At 68.9% G+C, this 22547-nt stretch carries 22 protein-coding genes and 1 tRNA gene; 7 read left to right on the forward strand and 16 right to left on the reverse strand.

Going from position 1 to position 22547, the window contains the following annotated elements; genetic code table 11:
• Positions 1 to 54: 54 nt before the first annotated feature.
• Both gfcR and B4V04_RS04115 read right to left on the reverse strand, forming a co-directional pair.
• Complete coding sequence (gene gfcR / locus B4V04_RS04110) at positions 55 to 690, reverse strand: transcriptional regulator GfcR (protein WP_498229397.1); 636 nt, start codon at positions 688 to 690, stop codon at positions 55 to 57.
• Entirely contained in the window at positions 677 to 1747 is a 1071-nt protein-coding gene (locus B4V04_RS04115; protein ID WP_498229399.1) for a glucose 1-dehydrogenase, read from the reverse strand. The genes gfcR and B4V04_RS04115 overlap by 14 nt, the downstream gene beginning before the upstream one ends.
• A gap of 106 nt (positions 1748 to 1853) precedes the next feature.
• Here B4V04_RS04115 and B4V04_RS04120 point away from each other — a divergent pair, with 106 nt between their 5' ends.
• The gene (locus tag B4V04_RS04120; RefSeq protein ID WP_498229400.1) at positions 1854 to 2672 is read left to right on the forward strand and encodes an NRDE family protein; all 819 of its coding nucleotides are present in this window, start codon (positions 1854 to 1856) and stop codon (positions 2670 to 2672) included.
• A 73-nt stretch (positions 2673 to 2745) separates the two neighbouring features.
• Positions 2746 to 3099, forward strand: a complete 354-nt coding sequence (locus B4V04_RS04125) for a helix-turn-helix transcriptional regulator (protein ID WP_498229402.1) — start codon at positions 2746 to 2748, stop codon at positions 3097 to 3099.
• Positions 3100 to 3169: 70 nt separating this feature from the next.
• Here the strand turns inward: B4V04_RS04125 and B4V04_RS04130 are convergent, their stop codons facing one another.
• The 10 genes from B4V04_RS04130 to coaBC all read right to left on the reverse strand — a co-directional run bounded on the left by B4V04_RS04130 (position 3170) and on the right by coaBC (position 13683).
• On the reverse strand, positions 3170 to 4960 hold the full coding sequence (locus B4V04_RS04130; RefSeq protein WP_498229404.1) for a Na(+)/H(+) antiporter subunit D: 1791 nt from the start codon (positions 4958 to 4960) through the stop codon (positions 3170 to 3172).
• Positions 4957 to 7035: a cation:proton antiporter gene (locus tag B4V04_RS04135; RefSeq protein WP_498229405.1), complete on the reverse strand. Its 2079-nt coding sequence runs from the start codon at positions 7033 to 7035 to the stop codon at positions 4957 to 4959. The genes B4V04_RS04130 and B4V04_RS04135 overlap by 4 nt, the downstream gene beginning before the upstream one ends.
• Positions 7032 to 8687 carry a proton-conducting transporter transmembrane domain-containing protein gene (locus B4V04_RS04140; RefSeq protein WP_498229407.1) on the reverse strand — a complete coding sequence of 552 codons (1656 nt, stop codon included), beginning with the start codon at positions 8685 to 8687 and terminating at the stop codon, positions 7032 to 7034. Before B4V04_RS04140 ends, B4V04_RS04135 begins: the two co-directional genes overlap by 4 nt.
• The gene (locus B4V04_RS04145; protein ID WP_498229409.1) at positions 8680 to 9234 is read right to left on the reverse strand and encodes a cation:proton antiporter subunit C; all 555 of its coding nucleotides are present in this window, start codon (positions 9232 to 9234) and stop codon (positions 8680 to 8682) included. Before B4V04_RS04145 ends, B4V04_RS04140 begins: the two co-directional genes overlap by 8 nt.
• Complete coding sequence (locus B4V04_RS04150; protein ID WP_498229410.1) at positions 9231 to 9935, reverse strand: MnhB domain-containing protein; 705 nt, start codon at positions 9933 to 9935, stop codon at positions 9231 to 9233. The genes B4V04_RS04145 and B4V04_RS04150 overlap by 4 nt, the downstream gene beginning before the upstream one ends.
• Complete coding sequence (locus tag B4V04_RS04155) at positions 9932 to 10507, reverse strand: DUF4040 domain-containing protein (RefSeq protein ID WP_498229412.1); 576 nt, start codon at positions 10505 to 10507, stop codon at positions 9932 to 9934. Before B4V04_RS04155 ends, B4V04_RS04150 begins: the two co-directional genes overlap by 4 nt.
• Positions 10504 to 10839 (reverse strand): monovalent cation/H(+) antiporter subunit G, encoded by a 336-nt coding sequence (gene mnhG, locus B4V04_RS04160; protein WP_498229947.1) that lies wholly within the window; start codon positions 10837 to 10839, stop codon positions 10504 to 10506. Before mnhG ends, B4V04_RS04155 begins: the two co-directional genes overlap by 4 nt.
• Complete coding sequence (locus B4V04_RS04165) at positions 10839 to 11144, reverse strand: cation:proton antiporter (protein WP_144799155.1); 306 nt, start codon at positions 11142 to 11144, stop codon at positions 10839 to 10841. Before B4V04_RS04165 ends, mnhG begins: the two co-directional genes overlap by 1 nt.
• Positions 11141 to 12358, reverse strand: coding sequence for a monovalent cation/H+ antiporter subunit E (locus tag B4V04_RS04170; protein ID WP_498229414.1), 1218 nt, complete (start codon positions 12356 to 12358; stop codon positions 11141 to 11143). Before B4V04_RS04170 ends, B4V04_RS04165 begins: the two co-directional genes overlap by 4 nt.
• Positions 12359 to 12507: 149 nt before the next feature.
• Positions 12508 to 13683, reverse strand: a complete 1176-nt coding sequence (gene coaBC / locus B4V04_RS04175; protein ID WP_498229415.1) for a bifunctional phosphopantothenoylcysteine decarboxylase/phosphopantothenate--cysteine ligase CoaBC — start codon at positions 13681 to 13683, stop codon at positions 12508 to 12510.
• Positions 13684 to 14227: 544 nt separating this feature from the next.
• Here coaBC and B4V04_RS04180 point away from each other — a divergent pair.
• Positions 14228 to 14899 (forward strand): metallophosphoesterase family protein, encoded by a 672-nt coding sequence (locus tag B4V04_RS04180; protein WP_498229417.1) that lies wholly within the window; start codon positions 14228 to 14230, stop codon positions 14897 to 14899.
• A gap of 64 nt (positions 14900 to 14963) precedes the next feature.
• Here the strand turns inward: B4V04_RS04180 and B4V04_RS04185 are convergent, their stop codons facing one another.
• Positions 14964 to 15281, reverse strand: coding sequence for a hypothetical protein (locus tag B4V04_RS04185; protein WP_498229419.1), 318 nt, complete (start codon positions 15279 to 15281; stop codon positions 14964 to 14966).
• Positions 15282 to 15430: 149 nt separating this feature from the next.
• Here B4V04_RS04185 and B4V04_RS04190 point away from each other — a divergent pair, with 149 nt between their 5' ends.
• Positions 15431 to 16510 (forward strand): NAD(P)/FAD-dependent oxidoreductase, encoded by a 1080-nt coding sequence (locus B4V04_RS04190; protein ID WP_498229420.1) that lies wholly within the window; start codon positions 15431 to 15433, stop codon positions 16508 to 16510.
• A 106-nt stretch (positions 16511 to 16616) separates the two neighbouring features.
• Positions 16617 to 17387: an SDR family NAD(P)-dependent oxidoreductase gene (locus tag B4V04_RS04195; protein ID WP_498229422.1), complete on the forward strand. Its 771-nt coding sequence runs from the start codon at positions 16617 to 16619 to the stop codon at positions 17385 to 17387.
• A 240-nt stretch (positions 17388 to 17627) separates the two neighbouring features.
• Here the strand turns inward: B4V04_RS04195 and B4V04_RS04200 are convergent, their stop codons facing one another.
• Both B4V04_RS04200 and B4V04_RS04205 read right to left on the reverse strand, forming a co-directional pair.
• Positions 17628 to 18329: a hypothetical protein gene (locus B4V04_RS04200; protein ID WP_498229423.1), complete on the reverse strand. Its 702-nt coding sequence runs from the start codon at positions 18327 to 18329 to the stop codon at positions 17628 to 17630.
• Between the two features lie 154 nt (positions 18330 to 18483).
• Complete coding sequence (locus B4V04_RS04205; protein WP_498229425.1) at positions 18484 to 19560, reverse strand: hypothetical protein; 1077 nt, start codon at positions 19558 to 19560, stop codon at positions 18484 to 18486.
• 252 nt (positions 19561 to 19812) lie between these two features.
• Between B4V04_RS04205 and B4V04_RS04210 the strand changes: the two genes are divergently transcribed.
• The gene (locus B4V04_RS04210) at positions 19813 to 21567 is read left to right on the forward strand and encodes an alkaline phosphatase D family protein (protein WP_498229427.1); all 1755 of its coding nucleotides are present in this window, start codon (positions 19813 to 19815) and stop codon (positions 21565 to 21567) included.
• Positions 21568 to 21706: 139 nt separating this feature from the next.
• Here B4V04_RS04210 and B4V04_RS04215 read toward each other — a convergent pair.
• A tRNA-Gly gene (locus B4V04_RS04215) sits at positions 21707 to 21777 on the reverse strand.
• 243 nt (positions 21778 to 22020) lie between these two features.
• Between B4V04_RS04215 and B4V04_RS04220 the strand changes: the two genes are divergently transcribed.
• Positions 22021 to 22545, forward strand: coding sequence for a DoxX family protein (locus B4V04_RS04220; protein WP_498229429.1), 525 nt, complete (start codon positions 22021 to 22023; stop codon positions 22543 to 22545).
• Positions 22546 to 22547: the final 2 nt, after the last annotated feature.

A 22547-nucleotide genomic window follows, 5' to 3' on the forward strand; every position in this document is an offset into this window, starting at 1 on the left:
CCGCCGCGGCAAATGGGTTCCGCACGGGAACGGACCGCCTCCCCGCCGGGTCGCCTACTCGTCTCGGTCGACGCGGACGACGTCGACGAGCGAGTACACCGGGACGTCGTCGATCTCGTCGTACCCTCGCTTGTCGACGAGCACGACGCAGGCGACGGGCTCGCCGCCCTGCTCGCGGATCGCGTTGATCGACTCCCGCATCGTCGTCCCCGAGGTGATGATGTCGTCCACGACGTAGCAGTCGCGGTCGCGGATCCCGGCGAAGTTCCGGGAGAAGCCGCCGCCCTGCTCGTCGATATCGCCCTCCTCCCACTGGTGTTTCGCGGGGGCGTACGTGCCGAGGTCGGTGTCGAGTCGGCTCGCGACCGCGGTCGCGAGCGGCGCGCCGGCCTTCTCGATCCCCACCGTCAGGTCGACCTCCTCGCCCTCCTTCGCGAGGAGGTCGGCCATCGCGCTCGCGGCGTACCGAAGCCGCGTCGAGTCGCGCCCCAGCGCCGACCAGTCGACGTGGATGTCGGCCGTCGTCCCGGCGGCCGCGGGCTCGGCCGCGGCGTTGCCCCCGCCGCCGCGCTCGACCAGCCAGCTCGCGGTCTCCCGGGAGACGTTCAGCTCGTCGGCGATCTCTCCCTTCGAGAGACCGTGGTCCGCGAGCTCGGCCGCGCTGTCTATCAGGTCGTCAACGTTCTTCATATGAACCGAATTCGACCGCCGTTTTAATAGTCGTGTCGTCATCCGCGAACGCGGCCTCGAACTCGTCGAGCCCGTAGACGCCGGTGACCAGATCGCCGAGGAACCCGTCGGAGAACCGCGACAGCGAGTCGACGGCGGCCTCGAAGTGCTCGTAGCCGGAGTTGACGCTCCCGACGAGCGCCTTGTTGTGGAGGACGAACTCGCGGTGGAGCCGTCCGCCGTCGATCTCGAACTCCCAGTCGCCCGGCACGCCGAGTAACGCCCCGACCCCGTTCGGGGCGAGCGCCTCGATGGTCTCGAAGGCGTGGGGCGCGTAGCCGGTCGCCTCGAAGACGAAGTCCATCGGCTCGTGCGCCTCCGGGACCGACGGGACGGGCGTCTCGTTGGAGTTGACGTACGTCGCACCGAGCGATTCGATGATGTCGATCGTCGGATCCGGTCGCTCACGGCGACCCAGACAGTAGAGCCGGTCGAAGTCGGCGTCGAGCGCCGCCACCGTGAGCAGCCCGAGCGAGCCGTTGCCCAGGATCAGCGCGGACTCCGGCTCCCAGTGGAACGCCGATCGGCTGGCGTACGCGTGCTCGATCGCCTTCTCCGCGATCGAGATCGGCTCGACGAGGAACCCCCACTCGGCGAGCGCGGGCGGGATCTCGACGAGGAACTCCGCGGGGCTGGTGAAGTACTCGGCCATGAACCCGTGCGCGCCGACGATGCCGCGCTCGTGGTAGCGACCCTCCGGCGCCATGTCGGGCTCGCCGCGCGCGAAGTACTCGTTCGCGCCGTTGGGCGGCCGCCGCACCGTCGGGACGACCACGTCGCCGACCTCGAACGGCGTGTCGTTCGGATCCTCGACCACGCCGACCGCCTCGTGACCCAACACGAGGTGGTCCTCTCCCTCCGGCGCGCCCCCGTGCCCGCCGGCGATCACCTCGTGGTCCGTCCCGTCCACGCCGACCCGGAGGGTCCGGACGAGCGCCTCCCCGGGCGCCGGCTCCGGTCGCGGCTTCTCCGTCACGACCGGTTCGTCGGCCCCCTCGTACACGGCTATCGCGTTCATACGCGAACCGACGTGGTCAGCCACCAAAAGATTTCTTTTATTGTGAGTAAAGAATGTCACCTATCTGACCGCGGGTTTTTCCTCGCCGTCGCTCGGAGGGTGGGTCGTGTGTACTCTCGCCCTCGCGTGGCGCGCGTTCGCCGACGCCCCGATCGCGCTCGCGGCCAACCGCGACGAGGCCCTCGACAGGCCGTCCGAACCGCCGACGGTGCGAGACTCCGGCGGCGACGACGGCGTCAGGTACGTCGCCCCGCGCGACGCCGAGGCCGGCGGGACGTGGATCGGGTTCTCGGAGTCCGGCGTCGCCGTCGCGGTCACCAACCGCTGGCTCGACGCCGACCGCGAGGGGGACCGCTCCCGGGGGCTCCTCGTGCGCGACTGCCTGGAGACCGACTCCGCAGAGTCCGCGGTCCGCGCGGTCGAGCGCGAACTCGAAACCCGGGCGTACGACGGGTTCAACCTCGTGATCGCGGACGCCGCCGCCGCGTTCCTGCTCTCGTACGACGGCGGCCTCGCGGTCACGCGGCTCGACCCCGGCGTCCACGTCGTCGGCAACGTCGGCGGCGTGGTGAACGGCGCCGAGCGCTTCGCGATCCCGAAGCGCCGCCGGGAGTTCGCCGAGGAGCGCGCAGACAGCGCCCGTCGGGTCGCGGCCGAACTGGTCCCCGAACCCGGGGAGACGGGCGGGGCGTGGCTCGACCGCGCGAGCGGCGTCCTCGCCGACCACGAGTACGGCGCCTGCCTCCACGGTGACGGGTTCGGGACCCGGTCGTTCACCCGGGTTCGGACGAGCGCCGACCCGACCGAGTCGCCCGAGTTCGCGTACGCCGACGGTCCCCCCTGCGAGACGCCCGCGGAGCCGGCGTCGCTGCCGGCGGGGTTCGGACGGGGGCGAACGGACGGGAAGGGCGGCGACGCCCGGTGACCCCGTCGCGTCCGGAGGAGCCGCGACGGGACGGAAAGCCAGTTTTAAGCGAGTCGCGGGCGGGTGTTGGAGCATGAGCGTGTCCGAACTCGAGGCCGAGCTGTCGGAGGACGAGCGCGCCGGCCTCGAACTCATCCGCGAGACCGGTGGCATCCACCAGAGCGACTTCTGGAAGGAACTCGACGTCTCCTCGCGCAAGGGGAGCCGCATCGCGGAGGCGTTAGAGGAGTCGGGCCTCATTCAGCGGGCCGACACCGTCTACGACGGACACAACACGTACTACCTGGAGCCCGCACCCCGCGACCTGGACTTCTCGCTGCTGATGGCCGGCGACATGCTTTCGCCGTTCATCGGCGAGGAGGAGGTGGACGCGCAGGCGGACGCCTTCTCGCAGTGGATGATGAACCTCGCGTACGAGGAGTACTGAGCCGCCGCGTCGGCGCCGAATCGAAACCGGAACCGTCCGCTTTCCCTCCCGAACTCCTCTGCGCTCCCGCTCAGCCGAGCAGGAACGCGAACAGCGCGACGCCGGCCGCGAGCGTCAAGAAGAGGACGCTCCGGCCGATCCCCGTGCGGATCTCGACGTCGACGCCGAGCTCCGCGACGGCCGCCCGCGGCTGCATCGCGGTTCGCTTGATACCGGCGACGAGCCGCATCACGGCGCGGTCGACCGCGGCCCACAGCTCCGTGACGCCCCAGATCGACGCCCGACCGAGGTAGAACGCGGCCGGGTACGTCACCGCGTCGACGTCGTGCATCCGGTGGGCGAGCCAGCCGAGCGGTCGCTTCAGCGCGAAGAAGCCGACGAAGCCGGTGACGAGCAGCGCCGCGCTCTCCGTCAGGTGGCTCGTGCTGTACGGCTTGAAGTAGACGTCCTCGCTGAGGATGATCTCCGTGAACGGCATCAGCTCGATCAGCTGGGTGTAGTACACCCCGAAGAAGATACAGGCGCCCCCCGCGAGCACCATGCCGGCGGTCTGGAACGGCGTGGCGTCCTTCGGTGACAGCGTCGCCGACCCGTGGAAGAACACGTAGTAGCCGAGCTTGATGAACGACATGAACGTCCCGACGCCGCCGAGGATCAGCAGCCACCAGAGGAGCCCGCTGTCCAACAGGAGCACGTAGTTGTGGACCTCGTGTGCGGAGTCGATCACCATCCCCTTCGAGATGAACCCGTTGAACCCCGGAACGGCGGTAATCGAGGCCGCCCCGACGACGTACAACAGGAAGGCGACCGGCATCTCCCGCCAGAGCCCGCCCATCTCTCTGATGTCCTCGACGCCGGTGCGGTAGATCACGACGCCGACGGCCATGAACAGGAGGCTCTTGTACAGCACGTTGTTGAACAGGTGGGCGAAGCCGCCGGTGACGGCGAACTCGCCGACGTACGTCGCGAGGCCGAAGCCGGCCAGCATGTAGCCGAGCTGCGCCTGGATGTGGTACGAGAGGAGCCGGCGCGGGTCGTACTGCAGCAGCGCGAAGAACGCGCCGTAGACGGCCATGAACCCGCCGAGGTAGGCGAGCCACATGCCGCCCTCGGGGAACGTCCGGTACATCACGTACGCCGCCGTCTTCGTCGTGAACACCGAGAGGAACACCGACGCCGCGACGTGCGGGCGCGGGTAGGTGTCCGGCAGCCACGTGTGCAGGAAGATGAACCCGCAGTTGACGCCGACGCCGATCGCCGCGAGCAGCGTCGCGCTCGCGTGGATCCCCGTCGTCGACGAGAACAGGAATATCTCGGCGGCCGGCACGCTGCCGAGCATCGACGCGCCGTGGACGACGACCGCGCCGAGGAAGAACGTCCCCCCGATCCCGTGGAACAGCGCGTAGCGGTAGCCGGCCCGCACCGCCGCGCCGCCGTACTGCCACACCAGCAGCGTGCTGGTGACGGCCATCAGCTCCCAGAAGAAGATCAGCGTGAGCCAGTCGCCGGCGTAGATCGTCCCGAGCGTCGAGGAGACGTACACCAGCGCGAACGCCGTCACCCACTTCGGCGCCTCGGTGCCGTACGCGTACAGCACCGCAGCCGTCGCGAGGAAGCCGACCACGACCCCCATCAGCAGGGAGAACTGGTCGACGTTGAACAGCACCACGTCGAAGCCGAACAACTGCGTCGCGAGGTGGGTTCCCGTGCCGCCGTCGCCGAGCAGCACCGCCTGCGCGAAGACGAACGCCGTCGCCAGCGCGGCCGCCGCGTGACCCGCCCGCCGCGGGAGTCCGAGCACGAGGAACGCCGCCGCCGCGAGCACGACGTACGGCGGGAGCGAGGTGAGGACCGCGTTCATGGCCGCATCGCCTCCTCGGGGAGCCGCGTGTCGACGATGAGCTCGATCAGCTCCAGGAAGCCCATCTCGTAGGGGATCACGCCGAGCAGCACCGCGAGGCTCATCGCGGTGAGGATCGGCCCGAGCGTGAACCACGACGACTCGCGCCCGAGGAGGGCGTCGAGCCCGTCGATGTGTCGCCAGCCGCCCGCGGGCGGCCCGCCGGCGTGGTCGTCGTGTGCGCCCTCGTGTCCGTCGTGTGCGCCCTCGTGTCCGTCGCCGTGGCCCTCCTCGTCGCCGTGACCGGTTCCGACGTCAGCGCCGTGGTCGGTCGGTTCGGCGTGGTCCGCCGCGTCGTCGCCGCGTCCGACCCCGAAAGGCACGTCGGCGTCGGAGGGTCGCGAGTCGACAGCGTAGTCGCCGGTGTCGACGCGCTCGGCCGGCTCTGAGAAGTCGCGTTCGCTCGTGTTGAAGTCCGGGCGAACGACGCCCTCCTCGTCGGTCGGCAGGTCGTCGAGCTCCGCGTCGGGGATGTCGGAGTCGTCGGGGACGTCGGCGTCGCCGGGTTCCGAGTGTCCCTCGCTGCCCTCCGCGCGCTCGACGACGTCGTCGACGTCGGCGTCGGCGTCGTCCTCGGGGCGACCCCCATCTGTCGCCGCCAGCGTCGACCGCGACTCGCCGCCCATCCGGAAGTCGACGAGCGGCTTCGCGTCGTGATCGTCCTCCGCCTCGAAGAAGGCGGTGTAGATCACCGGCCAGAAGTACGCGATGTTGAGGACGCCGGAGAGCAGCAGCGCGCCGGCGAGGTAGTAGGCGATCGGGGTGAGCTCGGCGCCCATCCGGATCCCGCCGATCAGCATGTAGTACTTGCTGACGAATCCGGCCAGAAGCGGGATCCCCGCCATCCCGAGCGAGGCGACCGTGAACGCCCCCATCGTCAGGGGCATCCGCTTACCGATCCCCGCCATCTCCGAGATGTAGTCGGTGTGCGTCGACACGTGGAGGTTCCCCGCGCAGAAGAACAGGGTGAGCTTCATGAACGCGTGCGCCGGGATGTGCAGCAGCGCGCCGACGAGCCCGTACCAGCCGAAGAGGCCGAGCCCGAGGATGATGTAGCTCAGCTGGCTCACCGTCGAGTAGGCGAGCCGCTGTTTCAGGTGGTCCTTCCGCAGGGCGATGATCGAGGCCGCCGTCAGCGTGATCGCCCCGATGGTCGATAACACCATGCCGGCCGAGAAGCCGAACGGGAGCGAGAGCTCGAAGACGAGCTCCGGGCCGAACACGTCGAGGACGACGCGAGAGACGCCGAACGCGCCGGACTTGACGACCGCGACCGCGTGGAGCAGCCCGGAGACGGGCGTCGGCGCGACCATCGCCTCGGGGAGCCACTGGTGGAGCGGCATGATGCCGGCCTTCACCCCGAATCCGATCGCGAGCAGGAAGAAGGCGAGCATCGCGAGCCCGGGGTCGGCGTTCGCCAGCTCCTGAATGCCGCCGGCGGTGAACGAGACGTTGCCGGCGATCAGGTAGACGAGGGCGGTGCCGGCGAGCACGAGCACGCCGCCGCCGAACATCGTGTAGGCGAGGTACTTCCGGCCGGCCGAGCGCGCCTCCGGCGTCTCGTCGTGCGCGACGAGCGGGTACGTCGCGATCGAGAGGATCTCGTAGAAGACGAATATCGTCACGAGGTTGCCCGCGAACGCGATCCCCATCGTCGCCGACAGCGACACCGCGAACGCGGCGAAGTACCGCGTCTGGTTCGTCTCGTCGTTTCCGCGCATGTATCCGATGCTGTAAAACGAGGTGACGATCCACAGCCCGCTGGCGAGGAACGCGAACAGCATGCCGAGCGCGTCGGCGCGCAGCGCGAACTCGATCCCGGGCAGGAACGCGCCGAACGACCACTCGAAGACGGCGCCGTCGAGGACGGCCGGGAGCATCGAGGCGACGATCCCGAACTTCGCCACCGCCGCGGCGATCGTCCACCCCTCGCGGACGTTCGGCGAGCGGTGCGACGCGACGATGAGGAACGCCGCGACGAACGAGACGAGGACGGCCAGCAGCGGACGTGGGTCTGTAATGAAAGCGTCAGTCATGCGAACACCTCCGTGAGGAACGGACCGAACCACTCGGCCAGCGCGAAGCCGGCGAAGCCGAGCGATACCGTGACGAGCGTCGTGACGAGGAGCACCGCCAGCGACGCCGGCGGGACGCGGTCGGGCACCAGCGACGGACGCGGCGCGCCCTCCACGGGCGCGACGGGCGCGGGGCCAGCGGTCGTGTCGTCGTCAGCCGCGTCGTCGTCGCGCCCGCCGTCGACCGCGACGCCGGCGGGGTCGTCGCCGTGACCGCCGGTGAGGTCGTCGCCGTGACCGGCCGCCGCGTCGTCCCCGTGGCCGCCCGGGAGACCGACGCCGGCGAAGTAGAATCGCTCGATCAGCCGCGCGACGTACGACAGCGTGAACAGGGTGCTGACGAAGATCACGGCGGCGATCCCGATCCCGGCCGGTCCGGCGCCGGCCATGCTCGACTCGACCGCGCCGACGCCGATGTACCACTTCCCGAGGAAGCCGACCGACGGCGGGATCCCGACCAGCCCGAGGCCGAGGACGGCGATCGCTCCGGCCGTGAACGGCGCCTCGCGCGCGGCGCTCGCGGCGTCCTCGATCCGCCGGACGCCGTAGCCGAGCGCGAGGGTGCCGACGCCGAGGAACAGCCCGAACTTCAGCAGGCCGTGGCCGATCAGGTGGACGATCCCGCCGAGCAGCGCGGTCTCGTTCGCCAACGCGATCGCGGCCCCGATCATCCCGAACTGCGCGACCGAGGAGTAGGCGAACATGCGCTTGAGGTCCGACTGCATCGCGGCGAGCACCGAGCCGGCGAGGATCGACGCCCCGGAGACGACGAGCATCGCCGTGGTGATCGCGTCGTTCGCGGCGAGGAAGTCGACGGTGAAGACGGTGTACGTCACCCGGATCAGCGCGTACGCGCTCGTCGTCGACACGAGCGCCGCCACGACCGCCGTGACGGCGTCCGGCGCGCGCTGGTAGGCGTCGGGCTGCCAGGTGTGGACCGGGAACAGGGCGATCTTCAGCGCGAGCCCGGCGACGATCAGCGCGTAGCTCGCCTGGATCAGCGGGTCGCCGTACCCCGCCTGCGCGACGATCTGCTCGCGCATGTCGACCATGTTCAGCGTCCCCGTCGCGAGGAACGCGTAGCCGACGCCGACGAGGTACAACGAGGCGCCGACCGTCCCGACGACGAGGTACTTCAGCGAGGCGTACGCGCTCGCGCCCGAGCGGTCGGCCGCGATGAGCGCGTACGTCGTGATCCCGACGATCTCGAGGAAGACGAACATGTTGAACAGGTCGCCCGTGAGCGCCATCCCCGAGAGCCCGCCGACCAGGAGGAGATAGGCGCTGTAGAAGGGGTTCCCGCGCGGGCCGGCCACCCGCGAGAAGGCGAGCGTCGCGAGCGAGACGACCGCGATCAGCGCGAGCACCGCGGCCGACAGCGGGTCGGCCACCAGCTCGATCCCGATCGGGGGCTGGTAGGTGCCGAGCGCGTGGTCGAACGACCCGCCGACCGCGACCTCGGCGGCGATCGCGGCCGCGATGCCGACCACGGCCGTCGTCGCGACCGCCGCGATCGGCCAGCCGACGTCGTCGTACCACAGTCCGAGCGCGATCGGCAGCGTGGCCGCCACGATCGGGACCGCGATCGCCAGCGGGAGGAGCACGTCAGTCATCGTTCACACCCCCGTCGGTCGCGGCGTCGTCGGACGCCCCCGCCGCGTCGACGCCGGGCGTCTCGGCGTCGTCTCCGGCCGTCGGCCCGACCGGGAGCGACCCCTCGTCGCGCATCAGTTCGCGGAGGGTGTCGGTGCGGAGCGTCCCGTACTCGTCGTAGATCCGGATGCAGAGCGCGAGCCCCACGGCCGTGAGGCTCACGCCGACGACGATGGCGGTGAGCACGATCACGTGCGGGAGCGGGCTGACGAACGTCCCGCCTTCGGGGCCCCCGGAGGGGACGATCGGTATCGCGCCGCCCTCGACGTACGCCGAGGCGATGAACAGCAGGAAGATCGCCGTCTGGAACAGGTTGAGACCGATGATCTTCTTCACGAGGTTGGGGTTGGCTATCATCATGTAGAGTCCGACGCAGAGCAACAGCGCGAACGTGAGGTAGGCGTGACGCGTCGTGAAGATCTCGAACGCGCCGGCGGACGCGACGGCGGGTCCCGCGGTCGCGAGGGTGGACCCCGCGCTCGTGACGGCGAGCACGAGTCCCGTCATCGCTCACCTCCGTCGGCGGCCGCGGCGCGGTCCGGCTCCGGCGCGTCGGGCCGGTCGGCGTCTTCGTCGTCGGCGTCGTCCTCGACGGAGCCGGTGTCGCCGAACCCGCTCCCGTCCGAGTCGAATCCCCTCGCAAGCAGGAAGAACAGCCCCATGAGCACGCCGCTCACGATGGCCGCGATGCCGAATATCTCGACGCTCTCTAACCCGTACTTCACCGGGATCGGCAGCAGGTCGTACTGGAGGAACGCGCCGCCGCGCGCCACCGGGATCAGCCCGATGCCCGCGAACGCCAGCGCGCCGCCGACCGCGAGCGCGACGACGACGGTGTTGGCGAGCCAGTCGCGGGTCGCCTCGATGCCGAACGCGAACGCGATCATGAACACGACTGCGGCCATGATCGCGCCGCCCTGGAACCCGCCGCCGGGCGATCCGGCGCCGTGGAAGGTGATGAACAGCCCGTAGGTGAACGCGAACGGCGCCACGATCTTCACCGTCGGCATGATCACCTGGCTCTCCGTGTAGGGCGTGCCCTGGCGCTGCTCGGAGTCGAGCCGGCCGGACCGGGGGACGGCTCGGTGGGGCGGGACGTCGGCGTCGTCGCCCTCGTCGGGCGGGCCTCCCGCGTCCGACTCGTCGGGCGAGACCGCCGCGCCGCTGTCGTCGCGGACGGCCTCGTCCCCCGGTCGCACGTCGCTCATGCGAACACCTCCCGGTGGAGCACGACGAGCGCCGCGATCCCGCCGGCGAAGACGACGACCGCCTCGCCGAAGGTGTCGAATCCACGGAACGCCGCCAACACCGCCATCACCGTGTTCTCGACGCCGGTCTGCGCGTACGACTCGCGGAGGTACCACTGGCTCACCTCCGGGTTCGACCAGACGGGCGCGTCCGGCGAACCGACCGCCGGCACGTCGCCCATCGTGAGCAGGAGCCCGCCGAACAGCAGCCCGACCGCGCCGACGGCCGGGACGTTGATCGACTCGAAGACGACGTCGTGGTCGATTCGAGTCGTCTTCGCGAGGGTCAACAGGAGCAGGACGGTGGTCACGCCGGCGGAGATCGCCGCCTCCGTCAGCGCGACGTCCGGCGCGCGGTAGAACGTGTACAGCGCGGCCATCCCGAGGCTGTACGCGCCGAAGACGATGACCGCCGCGAGCACGTCGCGCGCCAGCGCCGTCGCCAGCGCGGTCAACACGACGAACGCGAGCAGGCTCCCCTCGACGGCGGTGATCTGGGCGACGATGGGCGCGGCGAGTGCGGCCCTCGTCATCGCCGGTCATCCCCCTCGGTCCACGGGACGATCCCCTCCTCGAAGGCGGCCCGGGTGATCGCGTGAGCCGCCGTCGGGTTCGTCACGAAGATGAAGAACAGCAGTAGCACCGTCTTGAAACCGGCGCCCTCCCAGCCGACGGCGAGCGCGACGGCGGCGAGCCCGAACCCGGCGCCGAGCGTGTCCGCCTGCGAGGCGGTGTGCGCCCGCGAGTAGACGTCCGGGAGCCGGAGAACGCCCGTCATGGAGACGAACGTGAAGAACAGCCCGAGCAGGGTGAACGCGACGATCAGTGCGACGCGGACAGTCCCGAGCGCTCCGAGCGTCCCGATCACAGCACACCACCCCGCTCGACCGTGAACTTCGAGATGGCGATCGCCATCAGGAAGTTCAACAGCGCGTACACTAAGGCGATGTCGAGGAACGTCGGCTCCGAGAGCGCCGCGGCCAGGATCGCGAGGATGACGACGGTGTTCGTCCCGAGGACGTTCACCGCCAGCACCCGGTCCTGCATCGTCGGGCCCTTGACGGCCCGGTACAGCATCCCGATCGCGAGCACGGCGAACCCGGCGGCCGCGAGGAGGAGGAAGTCGCCGACCGTGTAGCCGGCGGCGACCGTGGCGTCGACGAGCGTCACGCGTCGGTCACCTCCTCCTCGGCGGCGGAATCGCCGTCTCTAGCCGTTTCCGACTCCGCACTGTCGTCGGGTGCGCCGCCGTCCGTGGCGGCGATGGGGAGCTCCTCGGTCGCGTCTGGGCCCTGCAGGATCGCGTGGTCCTCTCGCTCGCGCGGGGTCGGCAGGCGGGCCGCAGAGCGCCCGTAGTAGACGAAGCGCGTCCACCGCTCCAGCGAGCCGTCGAACAGTCCCTCGCGGGCCCACGGGAGCAGCGAGTGGACGTAGAGGTCGCTGTCGCGGGCGCGGACCGTCAGCGTCCCGGGCGTCAGCGTGATCGAGTTCGCGAGCGTCATCAGCGGAAGTCCGCTGCCGACGATCACGCGGACGCGGTTCAGCGTCGGGTCGATCGGGAGCCGCGGGTCCAGTATCACGCGGGCGACAACCAGGTTCGCCACGACGATCTCGTACAGCAGGACGGGGACGTATATCGCGGCGCGGACCAGCCGAAGGGGAGTCCGCGGGATCGCCGGGTCGGCGTCGAAGCTGATCCGCGAGAAGGTGATCGAGACGATCGCGGCGGTCGCGACGCCCGTCACCCAGTCGAACCAGTAGAGGGGGTCGCCGAGCACGAAGTAGAAGGCGAGCGAGAGCCCGAACATCGCCGCGAACCGCACGCCGGTCGCCTCGCTCCGGAGCCGCTCCGGCCGGGTCGGCCGCATCACCGGCGCCGTTCGGACGGTCAGCGCGGTGTTCGAGAGCGCGAACTCCAGCGGCTGGAGCAGCGTCGTGTTGCCGACCGGCGTGTACTCGGGGTCGAGCACCACCGTGTCGGCGCCGTGTCCCTCGGCGTACTCGGCGAGCACTCCGACGTAGTCGTCCGGGCCGAACAGGTACTCGTCGGCGCCGATCAGCGCCGAGACGACCGCCACGTCGGCGCCGGCGTCGCCGTCGGCGTCGTCGAGGTCCGCCTCCGCCCACGCGACCACCCGCTCGAGGACGCGTTGAGCCTCTTCGGTGCGGTCGTCGGAGCCCGGGTCGCCGTCGCGCCACGAGGCGATCTCCACGAAGTGGATCGCGGAGAACTCGCCCTCGACCGCGGCCTCGACGACGTGCGCGACCGTCGCGCGGAGGGTCGGCGACGGCTCGACGGGGACGACGACCGTCGATCGCGGCTCCGAGCCGGCGTCGTCCGTGACGGGCCCGTCGGCGTCGTCGGCGTCAGTCACCCACCACACCTCCGACGGGTTCGGGATCCACCGTCTCTGTGCACATGGGTATCTCTATCCGGATCCTTTCCCTACCGACTCAAAACAGTTTGTATCCCAGCCGATATCGAACGAATCGACGGCGGCGCCGTCGCGTCGTCGCGGCCGAGCGGGAACCGCTACGCCCCCGTCTCCCGTCCGAGCGCGGCCGCGAGGCGGTCCGCGATCCGGCCGGCCACGACGTCCTTCGAGCCGACCGCCTCCTCCGGCTCGGTCCCCTCGCCGCCGACGAGGAGGACGCGCGTCTCGTCGTCGCCCATCACGCTCGCGTCGTTGGCGACGACGAACGCGAGGTCGACGCGGTCGCGGATCCGTTCGGCCTCCGCGACCATCGCCGCGTCGTCGCCCGACGTCTCGGCCTTGAACCCGACGACCGGCAGGTCCGGGTACGCCTCCCGCACCGAGTCGATGAGCTTCGGCGTGGGGCGGAGGTCGACGGAGAGCGGCGACCCCGACCGGATCTTCTCGTCGACCGCGTCGGCGGTGAAGTCGGAGATGGCCGCCGCCGACACCAGCGCGTCCGCCGTGGCCGCCGTCTGCCGACACGCCCGCATCATCTCGTCGGCCGTCTCGACGGCGACGACGTCGGCGTAGGGGACGTCGGGCCCGTCCTGCACGAGCGTCACCTTCGCGCCGCGGACGTAGAGCGCGCGGGCGACCGCCCGCCCCGTCTTCCCCGACGCCCGGTTCGTTAAGATCCGGATCGGGTCGATGCGCTCCTTCGTCGCGCCCGCCGTCACGACGACGTGCGCGCCCGCCAGCGTCTGGGGGGTCGTCGCGCGGGCGACCTCGGTGACGATCTCCGGCTCGGCGGCGATCTTCGCCTTCCCCTCCTCGACCCGGGGGTCCGCGAACGTCACGCCCCACGCCTCCAGCCGGTCGAGCGCCTCCAACACGCCCGGGTGGTCGTACATCGGCTCGTGCATGGCGGGCGCCATCACCACCGGCACGTCTGCGCCGAGCGCGGTCGTCGCGCAGGTCGTCACGGGCGTGTCGTCGATCGCGGCGGCGACCTTCCCGGCCGTGTTGGCCGTCGCGGGCGCCAGGAGCAGCACGTCGGCCCACCCCTCGCGGCCGCACAGCGCCACGTGTTCCACGTCGCCGGTGATCTCGGTGACGACGGGCTCGTCGGTCGCGAAGTCGACCGCCCACGGGTGGACGATGTTCGTCGCCGCCGGGGACATGACGGCGCGCACGCTCGCGCCTTGGCGGCGCAGCTCGTGGGCGAGTTCGACGACCTTCACCGCCGCGATGCTCCCCGAGACGCCGAGCGCGACGTTGACCCCCTGTAGCATTACCGAGACCGTTCCGCCCCCGGCGGCTTATAAGATGTCGTTGCGGAAGGGGTGCGGCGACACCTTCTCGACGCGTCTCCGCGAAGATGGTTTATAAACCGAACCACGGTGGCGCGCGCCTCCGAGTGGCCGAAAGGCCACGAGGAGCGCGTGCGAGGGACGCGGTGAGCGCTCGAAGAGCGCGAACCGCGAGGTTGGGGAGGTGTGAGGTGCGGTCGCGGTGCGGGGGCGGGACTCAAAGGGGCAGCCGAGAGGCGGGCGCAGGCGACGTAAGCACCGCAACGAGGGAGCGAACGAAGTGAGCGACCGAGTGAGGAGCACAGCGAGCGTGCGCCCGCCTCTCGGCTGGGGCTTTGGAGGTGTTCTCCGTCGATCCGTTATTAACGATTTATAAGCGAGCGGTCGGAGCTCCGGAGGCGTCCACCGCCGATCCGTCGTCGACAACGTATAACCGAACGACGTCCTCGACGCTCCCGCGCTCAAACCCCACGTCCGCCTCGTATCGACCGAACCTATTCGGGCGTCGCTCCCGTACGTCGACCCGATGAAGGTGGGGCTCATCTCGGACGTCCACGCGAACCTCCCGGCGCTCGAGGCCGTCCTCGACGACATGCCCGCGGTCGACCGGATCGTCTGCGCCGGCGACGTGATCGGGTACAACCCGTGGCCGGCCGAGTGCGTCGAGCGCGTGCGCGAGGTGGCGGCGAAGACGGTCAGGGGGAACCACGACCGCACGGTCGAATCGCCGGAGCGCTACCGCGCCAACCGCATGGCCGAGGCCGGGCTCGAACACGCGAAGGCGACCCTCTCGGACGACCAGCTCGGTTGGCTCCGCCGGCTCCCCCGCGCGGAGACGTTCGCGGGCGGGCGGTACCTGCTGGTCCACTCGCACCCGGCGGCCGAGCGCGAGGACGCCTACGTCTACCCCGAGGAGTTCCCGACCCTCGACCGCCACATGGACGACTACGACGGGATCGTCCTCGGGCACACGCACGTGCAGGGGAAGCGGTCCGTCGCCGGCGGCGTCGTCGTCAACCCCGGCAGCGTCGGCCAGCCGCGCGACGGCGACCCGGACGCGGGGTACGCCGTGCTCGACGCGGCGACCGACGAGGTCGATCTCGAGCGGATCGCGTACGACGTCGACCGCGTGAGCGAGGCGGTCGCCGACGCCGGGCTCCCCGAGCGCACCGCCGAACGGCTGTATCAGGGGAAGTGAAGACGGCTGTATCAGAGGAAGTTAAGGCGGGACCGGCGCGTCGCCGCGGAATGTCCGATCCGCGTCACGGCCAGAGTCCCAGGAGGAGCAGCACGTTCCGCGCGGCGGTCGCGAGCGAGAGGAGGCCGACGCCGGCGCACATCAGCGTCGCGACGAGCCGCCGGGTCCCCCCGGCGACCGCGACGGGGATCCCGATGACGACCATTCCGGCGGCCTTGGTGAGGAGCATCCCGGGGACGAGCCCGAAGGCGGCGATGAGGGCGGCGCCGACCGGGGAGCCCTCGACGTACTGTCCGCCGCCGATCGCGACGTACGTGGACGCCACGTCGGCGGCGACACCGACGGCGAGGAGGGCGAGCGCGGCGGCGAGTCGCGAGGGCACTGCCACACCGCAGGCGACGGATCATAATAAGTTTCCGGGGAGACCGCGTATTCGGGAGACGCGAGTCGGGTACGCCCTGCTTACCGGGCTGGCCGCGGACCGCGCACAGCACGAATCCATTTAAACCGGCGGGTCGCCTACGATCGGTAATGAGTTCGTCCGACGACGAGTACGAGATCGCTGTGGTCGGCGGCGGGCCGGCCGGGTTGACGACCGCGCTATACGGGGCCCGACTGGGCCACGAGACGGTGCTGATCGACCGCGGCGGGGGCCGCGCGGCGATGATGGCGGACACGCACAACGTGATCGGCGTCACCGAGGACGTCTCGGGCAACGAGTTCCTCGCGACCGGCCGCGAGCAGGTGGAGTCGTACGGCGGCGCCTTCGAGCGCGGCTTCGTCACTGACGTGGCCGAGACCGAGGACGGCCGCTTCCGGCTGACGACGAACGACGCCGAGATCCTCGCCGATCGCGTCGTGCTCGCGACCGGCTTCTCCGACGAGCGCCCGGACCCGCCGCTCCCGCGGACGGGGAAGGGCCTCCACTACTGCCTCCACTGCGACGCCTACATGTTCGTCGACGAGCCGGTGTACGTGATGGGCCACGGCGAGGCCGCCGCCCACGTCGCGATGATCATGCTGAACGTCACCGACGACGTGGACCTGCTGACCCGCGGCGCGGAGCCGACGTGGAGCGAGGAGACGGCGGCTCGGCTGGAGGCGCACCCCGTGGACGTCGTTCGCGAGGACGTGACCGGCGTCGAGAACGACCCCGACTCCGGCTGGCTCGAGGCCCTGGCGTTCGAGGACGGAACGCGCCGCGAGTACCGCGGCGGCTTCCCGATGTACGGCTCCGACTACAACACCGCCTTGGCCGAGGGGCTCGGCTGCGACCTCACCGAGAGCGGCGAGGTCGACGTCGACGACCACGGACGCACCAGCGTCGAGGGCGTCTACGCGGTCGGCGACCTGACGCCCGGCCACAACCAGGTCCCCGTCGCGATGGGACAGGGCGCGAAGGCGGGGCTGGCCATCCACAAGGAGCTCCGCGAGTTCCCGCGCTCGACCGAGGCGATCGCCCGCGACGGCCCCGTCGACGCCGACGAGGTGCCCGCGATCTCCCCCGAGCTCATGGCGACCGCGGTCGCCCACGAGGGGCACGCCGGCGGCCCGCGCGAGGAGGCGGACCGCGAGATCGAACCCGAGGCGCCCGTGGCCGACGACGACTGAGGCCGGCGCCCCGATCGCTCGGTACCGAAGCCCCGAGAACGGGTCGACGGTCGTTCGGGAGGCCGCGATACCGACCCTTTTTGATCCGCACCGTCCGACGGCACGTATGGGAACCATCGACGCGGACTTCACCGGTGAGACGGTCGTCGTCACGGGCGGATCGAGCGGGATCGGCCGCGCGGTCGCGACCGCGTTCGGCGACGCGGGGGCGACCGTGATCAACGCCGACGTCCGGCCGACGCCGAAGGACGTCGACGCCGAGACGCCCACGCACGAGGCGATCGAGGAGCGCGGCGGGACCGCCGCGTTCGTCGAGACGGACGTCTCCGAGCCGACGCAGATCGAGACGGCGATCGAGGCGGCCCGCGAGTTCGGCGGGGTCGACGTGATGGTGAACAACGCGGGCGTCCACCGCAGCCTCGGGTTCCTCGACGTCGCCCCCGAGGACTTCGACGCCGTCCACGGCGTCAACCTCCGCGGCGCGTTCTTCGGCACGCAGCTCGCCGCCCGGGACATGATCCACCGCGGCGTCGACGGCGCGATCGTGAACACGTCGTCGACGACGGCGGAGCGCGCGGAGCGGAACCACTCGCACTACGCGGCGACGAAGGGCGGCGTGCAGATGCTCACCCGGAGCGCGGCGCTCGAACTCGACGCTCACGGGATCAGGGTGAACGCGGTCGCGCCGGGACCGATCGCCACCGAGATCCGCGAGGGCTGGTCCGAGGAGGCGAGCGAGATCGAGGGCTCCGACGGCCTCCCGTCTCGGGCCGGAACCCCTGCGGACCTCCCCGGCGCGTACCTCTACCTCGCCTCCGAGGGCGCGAGCTACGTGACCGGCGAGACGGTGTGGGTCGACGGCGGCGCGAGCGTGTAACCCCCGATCCCAGACTGTTCGGTGTCCGAACGCGGGGATGTGGGATAGCGGTGCGAGAGACAGCGCGCACAACTAGCGTCCTTACGGATACGGGAGCGACGAGTGCCGCTCATCTCGTCGGGCCGACATCAGCGACGTGTTATCCGTTACGGGGACCCGGAAGTTCGAACGAAAGAAGCGCCACAGGAGTCGGATGAACTGTTCATCCGACCCGTGTACGCGGACGGCCTCGGGCTATCGTTAGCGCGAGAGGTCGCCGATCGTGTAGTTGATCCGGACCTTCCCCGGATTACCTCGGTCCGAGCTGATCTTCACTTCTTGGCTCACCGTCTTGGGCTCGCCGCACTGCAGGACGATGTCCGTCGTTGACTCCCCGTAGTCGTCGTTCCCGGTGAACCAGTCCGAGGGGACTTCGCGCTCTGTCACCTTCGTCGTGAGCTGCTTCGTGAGCGATCGGCCCCTGGGCACCTCGAACGACTCGATCGACTGCGCGATGTTCCGCGAGCTGCCCGTGGGAAGCCGAACTTTCTCCGTCGCGGACTGCTCTCCGTGAATGTCGCTTTCGATGGTCAGCTCGAGCGCTCCCTCGCCCGGTCCCTGACCGCTGATGAAGTCGACGCTCTCCATGCGGACGGTCACTTGGCACTCCTCGACCTCGCCGTCCCGATCGCCCGCCATTCTGTTCACGCGGAGCTGCACGTGACTCGGGTTCTCGATGTCGATTGACTTGATCGCTCCGTAGACTCTGTAGCCGTCGGCGCCGGCCCAAACGGTTCCTTCTTGGGTGCTGCCTCTCGCCGGCGCGTCGCTGTCCCGACTGACGTTCACGCCGTCGAGCAACCCGTCGACCATGTCGATCTGGCCGGTCGCGTCGATGGTGTAATCGGAATGCCCGTCCGATGATAATCCCTCCAATACGACGGTGTGTTGGGGGTTGGCCATGGTGTATTACACCATATATAATGATTAATCAATAAGATTTAAAATTTTATGTTGTTATCTGACAAACAGATGGCGCTACGTCCGCCCGGACCGTCCGTGACGTAACGCGGACACTGATATCGAAGATGTCGATGACGCTTGCCGTACCCGGCGCTCACGTCGATTCGTCGCTGAATTTCGACAACACCCGCGAAGCGATCGTATCCAAGGTGACGAGCGCCACGTTCACGTAGAGTCCGACCAAGAACGCCAGGCCGGAGAGGAGTCCGGTGGCAGTAGTGGCACTGTCGACGAATAAGAACGAAAACATGTAGAGACCCGCTGCCAGCAACAGCGCCGCGGGCACGCGGATGCCTTTCTGGAGGAGCGAGAGGAGACTCCTGTCGAACTCTCTGAACAGGGTCGTGAAGAGGTAGCCCAGCGACCCCAGCAACGCGTACAGATAGACGTACGACGGAACCGGCTCCGCGACCGGCGGCACGAGCGGGAGCACGTTCTCGCCGAGCGATGCGACGACGCCGATAGCGAGTAGCGCCAGCCCGAGTCCGAACAACCCGAGGCTTCGAGGGTCACGGTACCAACGGGGTTCATCGGGTCGTCTTCCCGCGGGGAGGATCTCGAACGACACCGACGGCTCGTCGTCCGTCGTCGCCGTCGACTCGCCGTCACTTCCGTCGGTCAAGCGAAGGAGTCGTTTGGCGACCGTCCCGAGGAGTCGGTAAACGCGCTCCACGTAGAACCCCGCGAGGAAAGCGACCCCGGCGAATATCTCGTCCGGCGAAGCGAGGGTGAAGACGAGCGCATCGTCCACCGCGCCGTGAGCGAGATAGATTCCCGCGGCCAGACAGAGGGCCCCGACCAGACGGAGTCCCAAGCGCACGACTTGGATCCACGACCGGTGAACGTACGCCACGTCGTCCGTGTCCGGGTCGACGTCGGTGACGAACGCGAGGAGGGACCTGGCCATCGCTCCGAAGAATCCGTACAGGTACACGTCGAACGGAACGCCGACATCTTCCGCGATCACGTCTAGGCCCGCTATTGAGGCGGTGACGGCGAGGAGCGTGAGGATGACGCCGCCCACGACGATCGCTTGGCCGACGGGTATCTCGTACCACGGGTTCGCGTACTCCTCGGCCTCGCCCAGTTCTCCCGCCTCCTCGACGCCACGACCGGCTGTTCCGCCCTCCTCGCTCTCGGTCGCGCCGTTTGCGTCCGTATGAGTTGCCATATGTTACCATGGTATGTAAACTCATAACAAATTTCTTCTCGAAAACATGAATGAATCGACGCAGCGACCACCGACGGTAGCCGGTGTTGTTCCGGGGGATCGCCGCTGCCTCGACTCGCGTCGACGTGCGACTCGGCGTCGTCGTCACGTGGGCGGCGACTCCGCGGAAGGGTTACAAATTAATGATATGAGGTTATTGGTAACAAGTAACGGTGTCAGCGGACGAGCAACCAGACCGGCTCACAACACGATATGTCGAACGTCACGATTCGGCAGCCCGTCAGGGCGGCCGAGCTCACCGAACTGGAGAGCCCACCCGAGGACGACGACGGTCTGCCGGGGGCCGAACCCGCCGACGTGTTCCCCCAGTCGGTAGCCAGCGGTGGTCCGACCCCGGAATCGGTCATCCTCTGGACTCGAATCAATCCCGAGCGCTACGACCCGTCGGAATCGTTGTGCCTCGAGGTCGCAACTGACCCGTCTTTCGAAGTCGACGCCAGGGTATTCGAGTTCGACGGCCCCGGGGTCAAACCGCCCGACAACTACACCGTTCGCGTCGACCTCGATCACGACGCCGTCGACGCGGACTCGGTCTATTACTACCGGTTCGTCTACCGCGGAGTGCGGAGCAACACCGGTCGGTGTCGGACGCTCCCGGCCGAGGACGCCGAACCCGAGTCAGTTCGGTTCGGAGTGTTGAACTGTCAGGACTACCAGAACGGGTACTTCGGCGCGATGGCGCGGCTCGCGGGGACGGACGTCGACTTCGTGTTGCATCTCGGTGACTACATCTACGAACACGTCGCCGAGGGCGACCCGGAGGGTGTTGGTGGCCCGTACGCGGACCGGCGGATCGAACTTCCGGACAGCGGCACGCGTCCGATGAGTCTCGACGACTTCCGGCGCATCTACGAGACGTACAAGACCGATCGCCACCTCCAGCGACTTCACGAGCGCCACACCGTGGTTCAGACGTGGGACGATCACGCCATCGCCAACGACCGGTACTGGGACTACGACGCCGACGCACCGGTGTTCCCCGATCATCCGTGCGGCGACGTCCCGGAGTTCACGCGGTATCTCACTGCTGTCGGGATCCAAGCGTGGTGGGAGTTCGTCCCCGGACGCATCAGGTACGACCCGAGCGCAGACCACATTCACGAGTCGTTCGATCTGCATCGGAGCCTGCGGTTCGGCGACCTCGTCACGCTCGCGCTGACGGACGAACGGCTGTTCAGAAGCGAACCGCGGTCGTGGCCGGCGGAGCTGCTCGACCCGTGGTCCGAACCGGATCCCTCGCGGACGATGCTCGGGGAGGCCCAGCGCGGGTGGCTGCGCGAGACCTTCCGCGAGAGCGAGACGGTGTGGACGGCGTGGGCCAACGCGGTGCTGTTCAAACGACTCTACTTCCTGGGCAAGGGGTTCATTTTCTGGGAGGACGCCTGGAGCGGGTTCGAGTCCGAACGACGGGAGATCGTCGACACCCTCACGGCGGTCCGAGAACGGGGCGACACGAACGTCGTGACGCTGACCGGGGACATGCATATGACGCTCGCTACTCGCCTCAGGAACGAGTGGCAGGGGGACACACCGGTCGGCGTCGAGTTCATGACGCCGAGCGTGACGAGCGTCAATCCCCGCGAAAGAGCCACCGAAATCGGGCAGCGGGTCGGACTGGGACGCGAGTTCGGACGGTTCGTCTCGTGGCTCGTCACGAGCGTGTCGACGTCGCGGGCGGCCGACTACCTGTCCGCTGCCGGATTTCTCCCGGAGTTCGCGCTCTCCGACGGCTCGCACTGGGGGTTTTCCGTCATCACGTTCTCGCGCGAGTCCTGTCGATGGGACGTGTACTGGGTGGACAAGACGGACGATTCGGCGACCAGCGAGTGCCGGCCGGCCTACCGTGTTTCCGTCCCGGTGGGCGAGTATACGATCCGCGAACGTCACGGAGCGGGTCCGAGTCCTGACGGCGGTGAGCCCGTTACCGAGCGAAGCGAACTCGACTGACGGAGTCAGTCAGAAATGCGCCGGCCGAGATTATGAACCAGAGGAAGAGGGTCCTGCTCGCTCACTTCGTTCGCTGCGCGGGCTGCGACTTCCAGGGTTCAAATCCCTCTCGGCGATTTCTCTCACTTCGTTCGAGAAATGCGCCGGCCGGGATTTGAACCCGGGCCATGAGCTTGGAAGGCTCAGGTCCTACCACTAGACCACCGGCGCGCGTGGGTGCGTCCGTCGCTGACGCGTGTAGACGTAGGCCGAACGAATCCAATAAACGTTCCGTGTTCCCGACGGCGAACCGACCGGCGGGGGCCGATAGCGCCCCGGAGCGACGGGGTCGTATTTAAAATACCACAATATCAGGACCCGTTCCCGCACGCTTAGAACGTTTTTCAGGCGTTTAGAAGCCGGTTGGGTACATATACGCGTAGACCTCCAACGTTCACCCGTGAGGTGAGCACTATGTCATACCAATCGGGGAATCCACTGGTCGACGATGTCGAGTTCGCGCTTGACGGTCCGTGGGCGGCGTACTGGATCGCGTTCCTGCGCGTGGTGACCGGCTGGTGGTTCTTCCACTCGGGAATCACGAAGGTGATCGAGAGCGGGTTCTCGTACACCTACGGAAGCACCTACATGCAGGGAATGAGCGGGACCGCGCTGGGCGGCATCCCGGTCTGGATGGGGAACAACCTCGCGTGGCTCATCGAGCCGGGCGTCCCCCTGTTCGAGACCCTGATCGGGCTGGCGCTGATCGTCGGCGCCGTCACCCGACTGGCCGCGTTCGGCGGGGTCATCTTCATGACCCTGTTCTGGGTCGGCAACGCCGGCTTCGGTCACGGGCTGGTCAACAGCGACTTCATGGGGCTGCTGCTGTTCATCACCGTGATCATGCTGTCGGCCGGCCGCTACTACGGCCTCGACGCGGTCATCGAGAAGCTCGACGTCGTCGAACGGCACCCGAAACTCCGCTACCTGCTCGGTTAAGA

This window comes from Halorubrum sp. B52, assembly GCF_059752555.1.

Bases quoted from the DNA above. Each gene is read 5' to 3' on its own strand.
- B4V04_RS04150 (WP_498229410.1), bottom strand. From the start codon at position 9,935: ATGAGCGACGTGCGACCGGGGGACGAGGCCGTCCGCGACGACAGCGGC.
- coaBC (WP_498229415.1), bottom strand. From the start codon at position 13,683: ATGCTACAGGGGGTCAACGTCGCGCTCGGCGTCTCGGGGAGCATCGCG.
- gfcR (WP_498229397.1), bottom strand. From the start codon at position 690: ATGAAGAACGTTGACGACCTGATAGACAGCGCGGCCGAGCTCGCGGAC.
- B4V04_RS04195 (WP_498229422.1), top strand. From the start codon at position 16,617: ATGGGAACCATCGACGCGGACTTCACCGGTGAGACGGTCGTCGTCACG.
- B4V04_RS04220 (WP_498229429.1), top strand. From the start codon at position 22,021: ATGTCATACCAATCGGGGAATCCACTGGTCGACGATGTCGAGTTCGCG.
- B4V04_RS04130 (WP_498229404.1), bottom strand. From the start codon at position 4,960: ATGAACGCGGTCCTCACCTCGCTCCCGCCGTACGTCGTGCTCGCGGCG.
- B4V04_RS04190 (WP_498229420.1), top strand. From the start codon at position 15,431: ATGAGTTCGTCCGACGACGAGTACGAGATCGCTGTGGTCGGCGGCGGG.
- B4V04_RS04180 (WP_498229417.1), top strand. From the start codon at position 14,228: ATGAAGGTGGGGCTCATCTCGGACGTCCACGCGAACCTCCCGGCGCTC.
- B4V04_RS04125 (WP_498229402.1), top strand. From the start codon at position 2,746: ATGAGCGTGTCCGAACTCGAGGCCGAGCTGTCGGAGGACGAGCGCGCC.
- B4V04_RS04135 (WP_498229405.1), bottom strand. From the start codon at position 7,035: ATGACTGACGCTTTCATTACAGACCCACGTCCGCTGCTGGCCGTCCTC.
- B4V04_RS04205 (WP_498229425.1), bottom strand. From the start codon at position 19,560: ATGGCAACTCATACGGACGCAAACGGCGCGACCGAGAGCGAGGAGGGC.
- B4V04_RS04210 (WP_498229427.1), top strand. From the start codon at position 19,813: ATGTCGAACGTCACGATTCGGCAGCCCGTCAGGGCGGCCGAGCTCACC.
- B4V04_RS04115 (WP_498229399.1), bottom strand. From the start codon at position 1,747: ATGAACGCGATAGCCGTGTACGAGGGGGCCGACGAACCGGTCGTGACG.
- B4V04_RS04140 (WP_498229407.1), bottom strand. From the start codon at position 8,687: ATGACTGACGTGCTCCTCCCGCTGGCGATCGCGGTCCCGATCGTGGCG.
- B4V04_RS04155 (WP_498229412.1), bottom strand. From the start codon at position 10,507: ATGACGAGGGCCGCACTCGCCGCGCCCATCGTCGCCCAGATCACCGCC.
- B4V04_RS04145 (WP_498229409.1), bottom strand. From the start codon at position 9,234: ATGACGGGACTCGTGCTCGCCGTCACGAGCGCGGGGTCCACCCTCGCG.
- B4V04_RS04200 (WP_498229423.1), bottom strand. From the start codon at position 18,329: ATGGCCAACCCCCAACACACCGTCGTATTGGAGGGATTATCATCGGAC.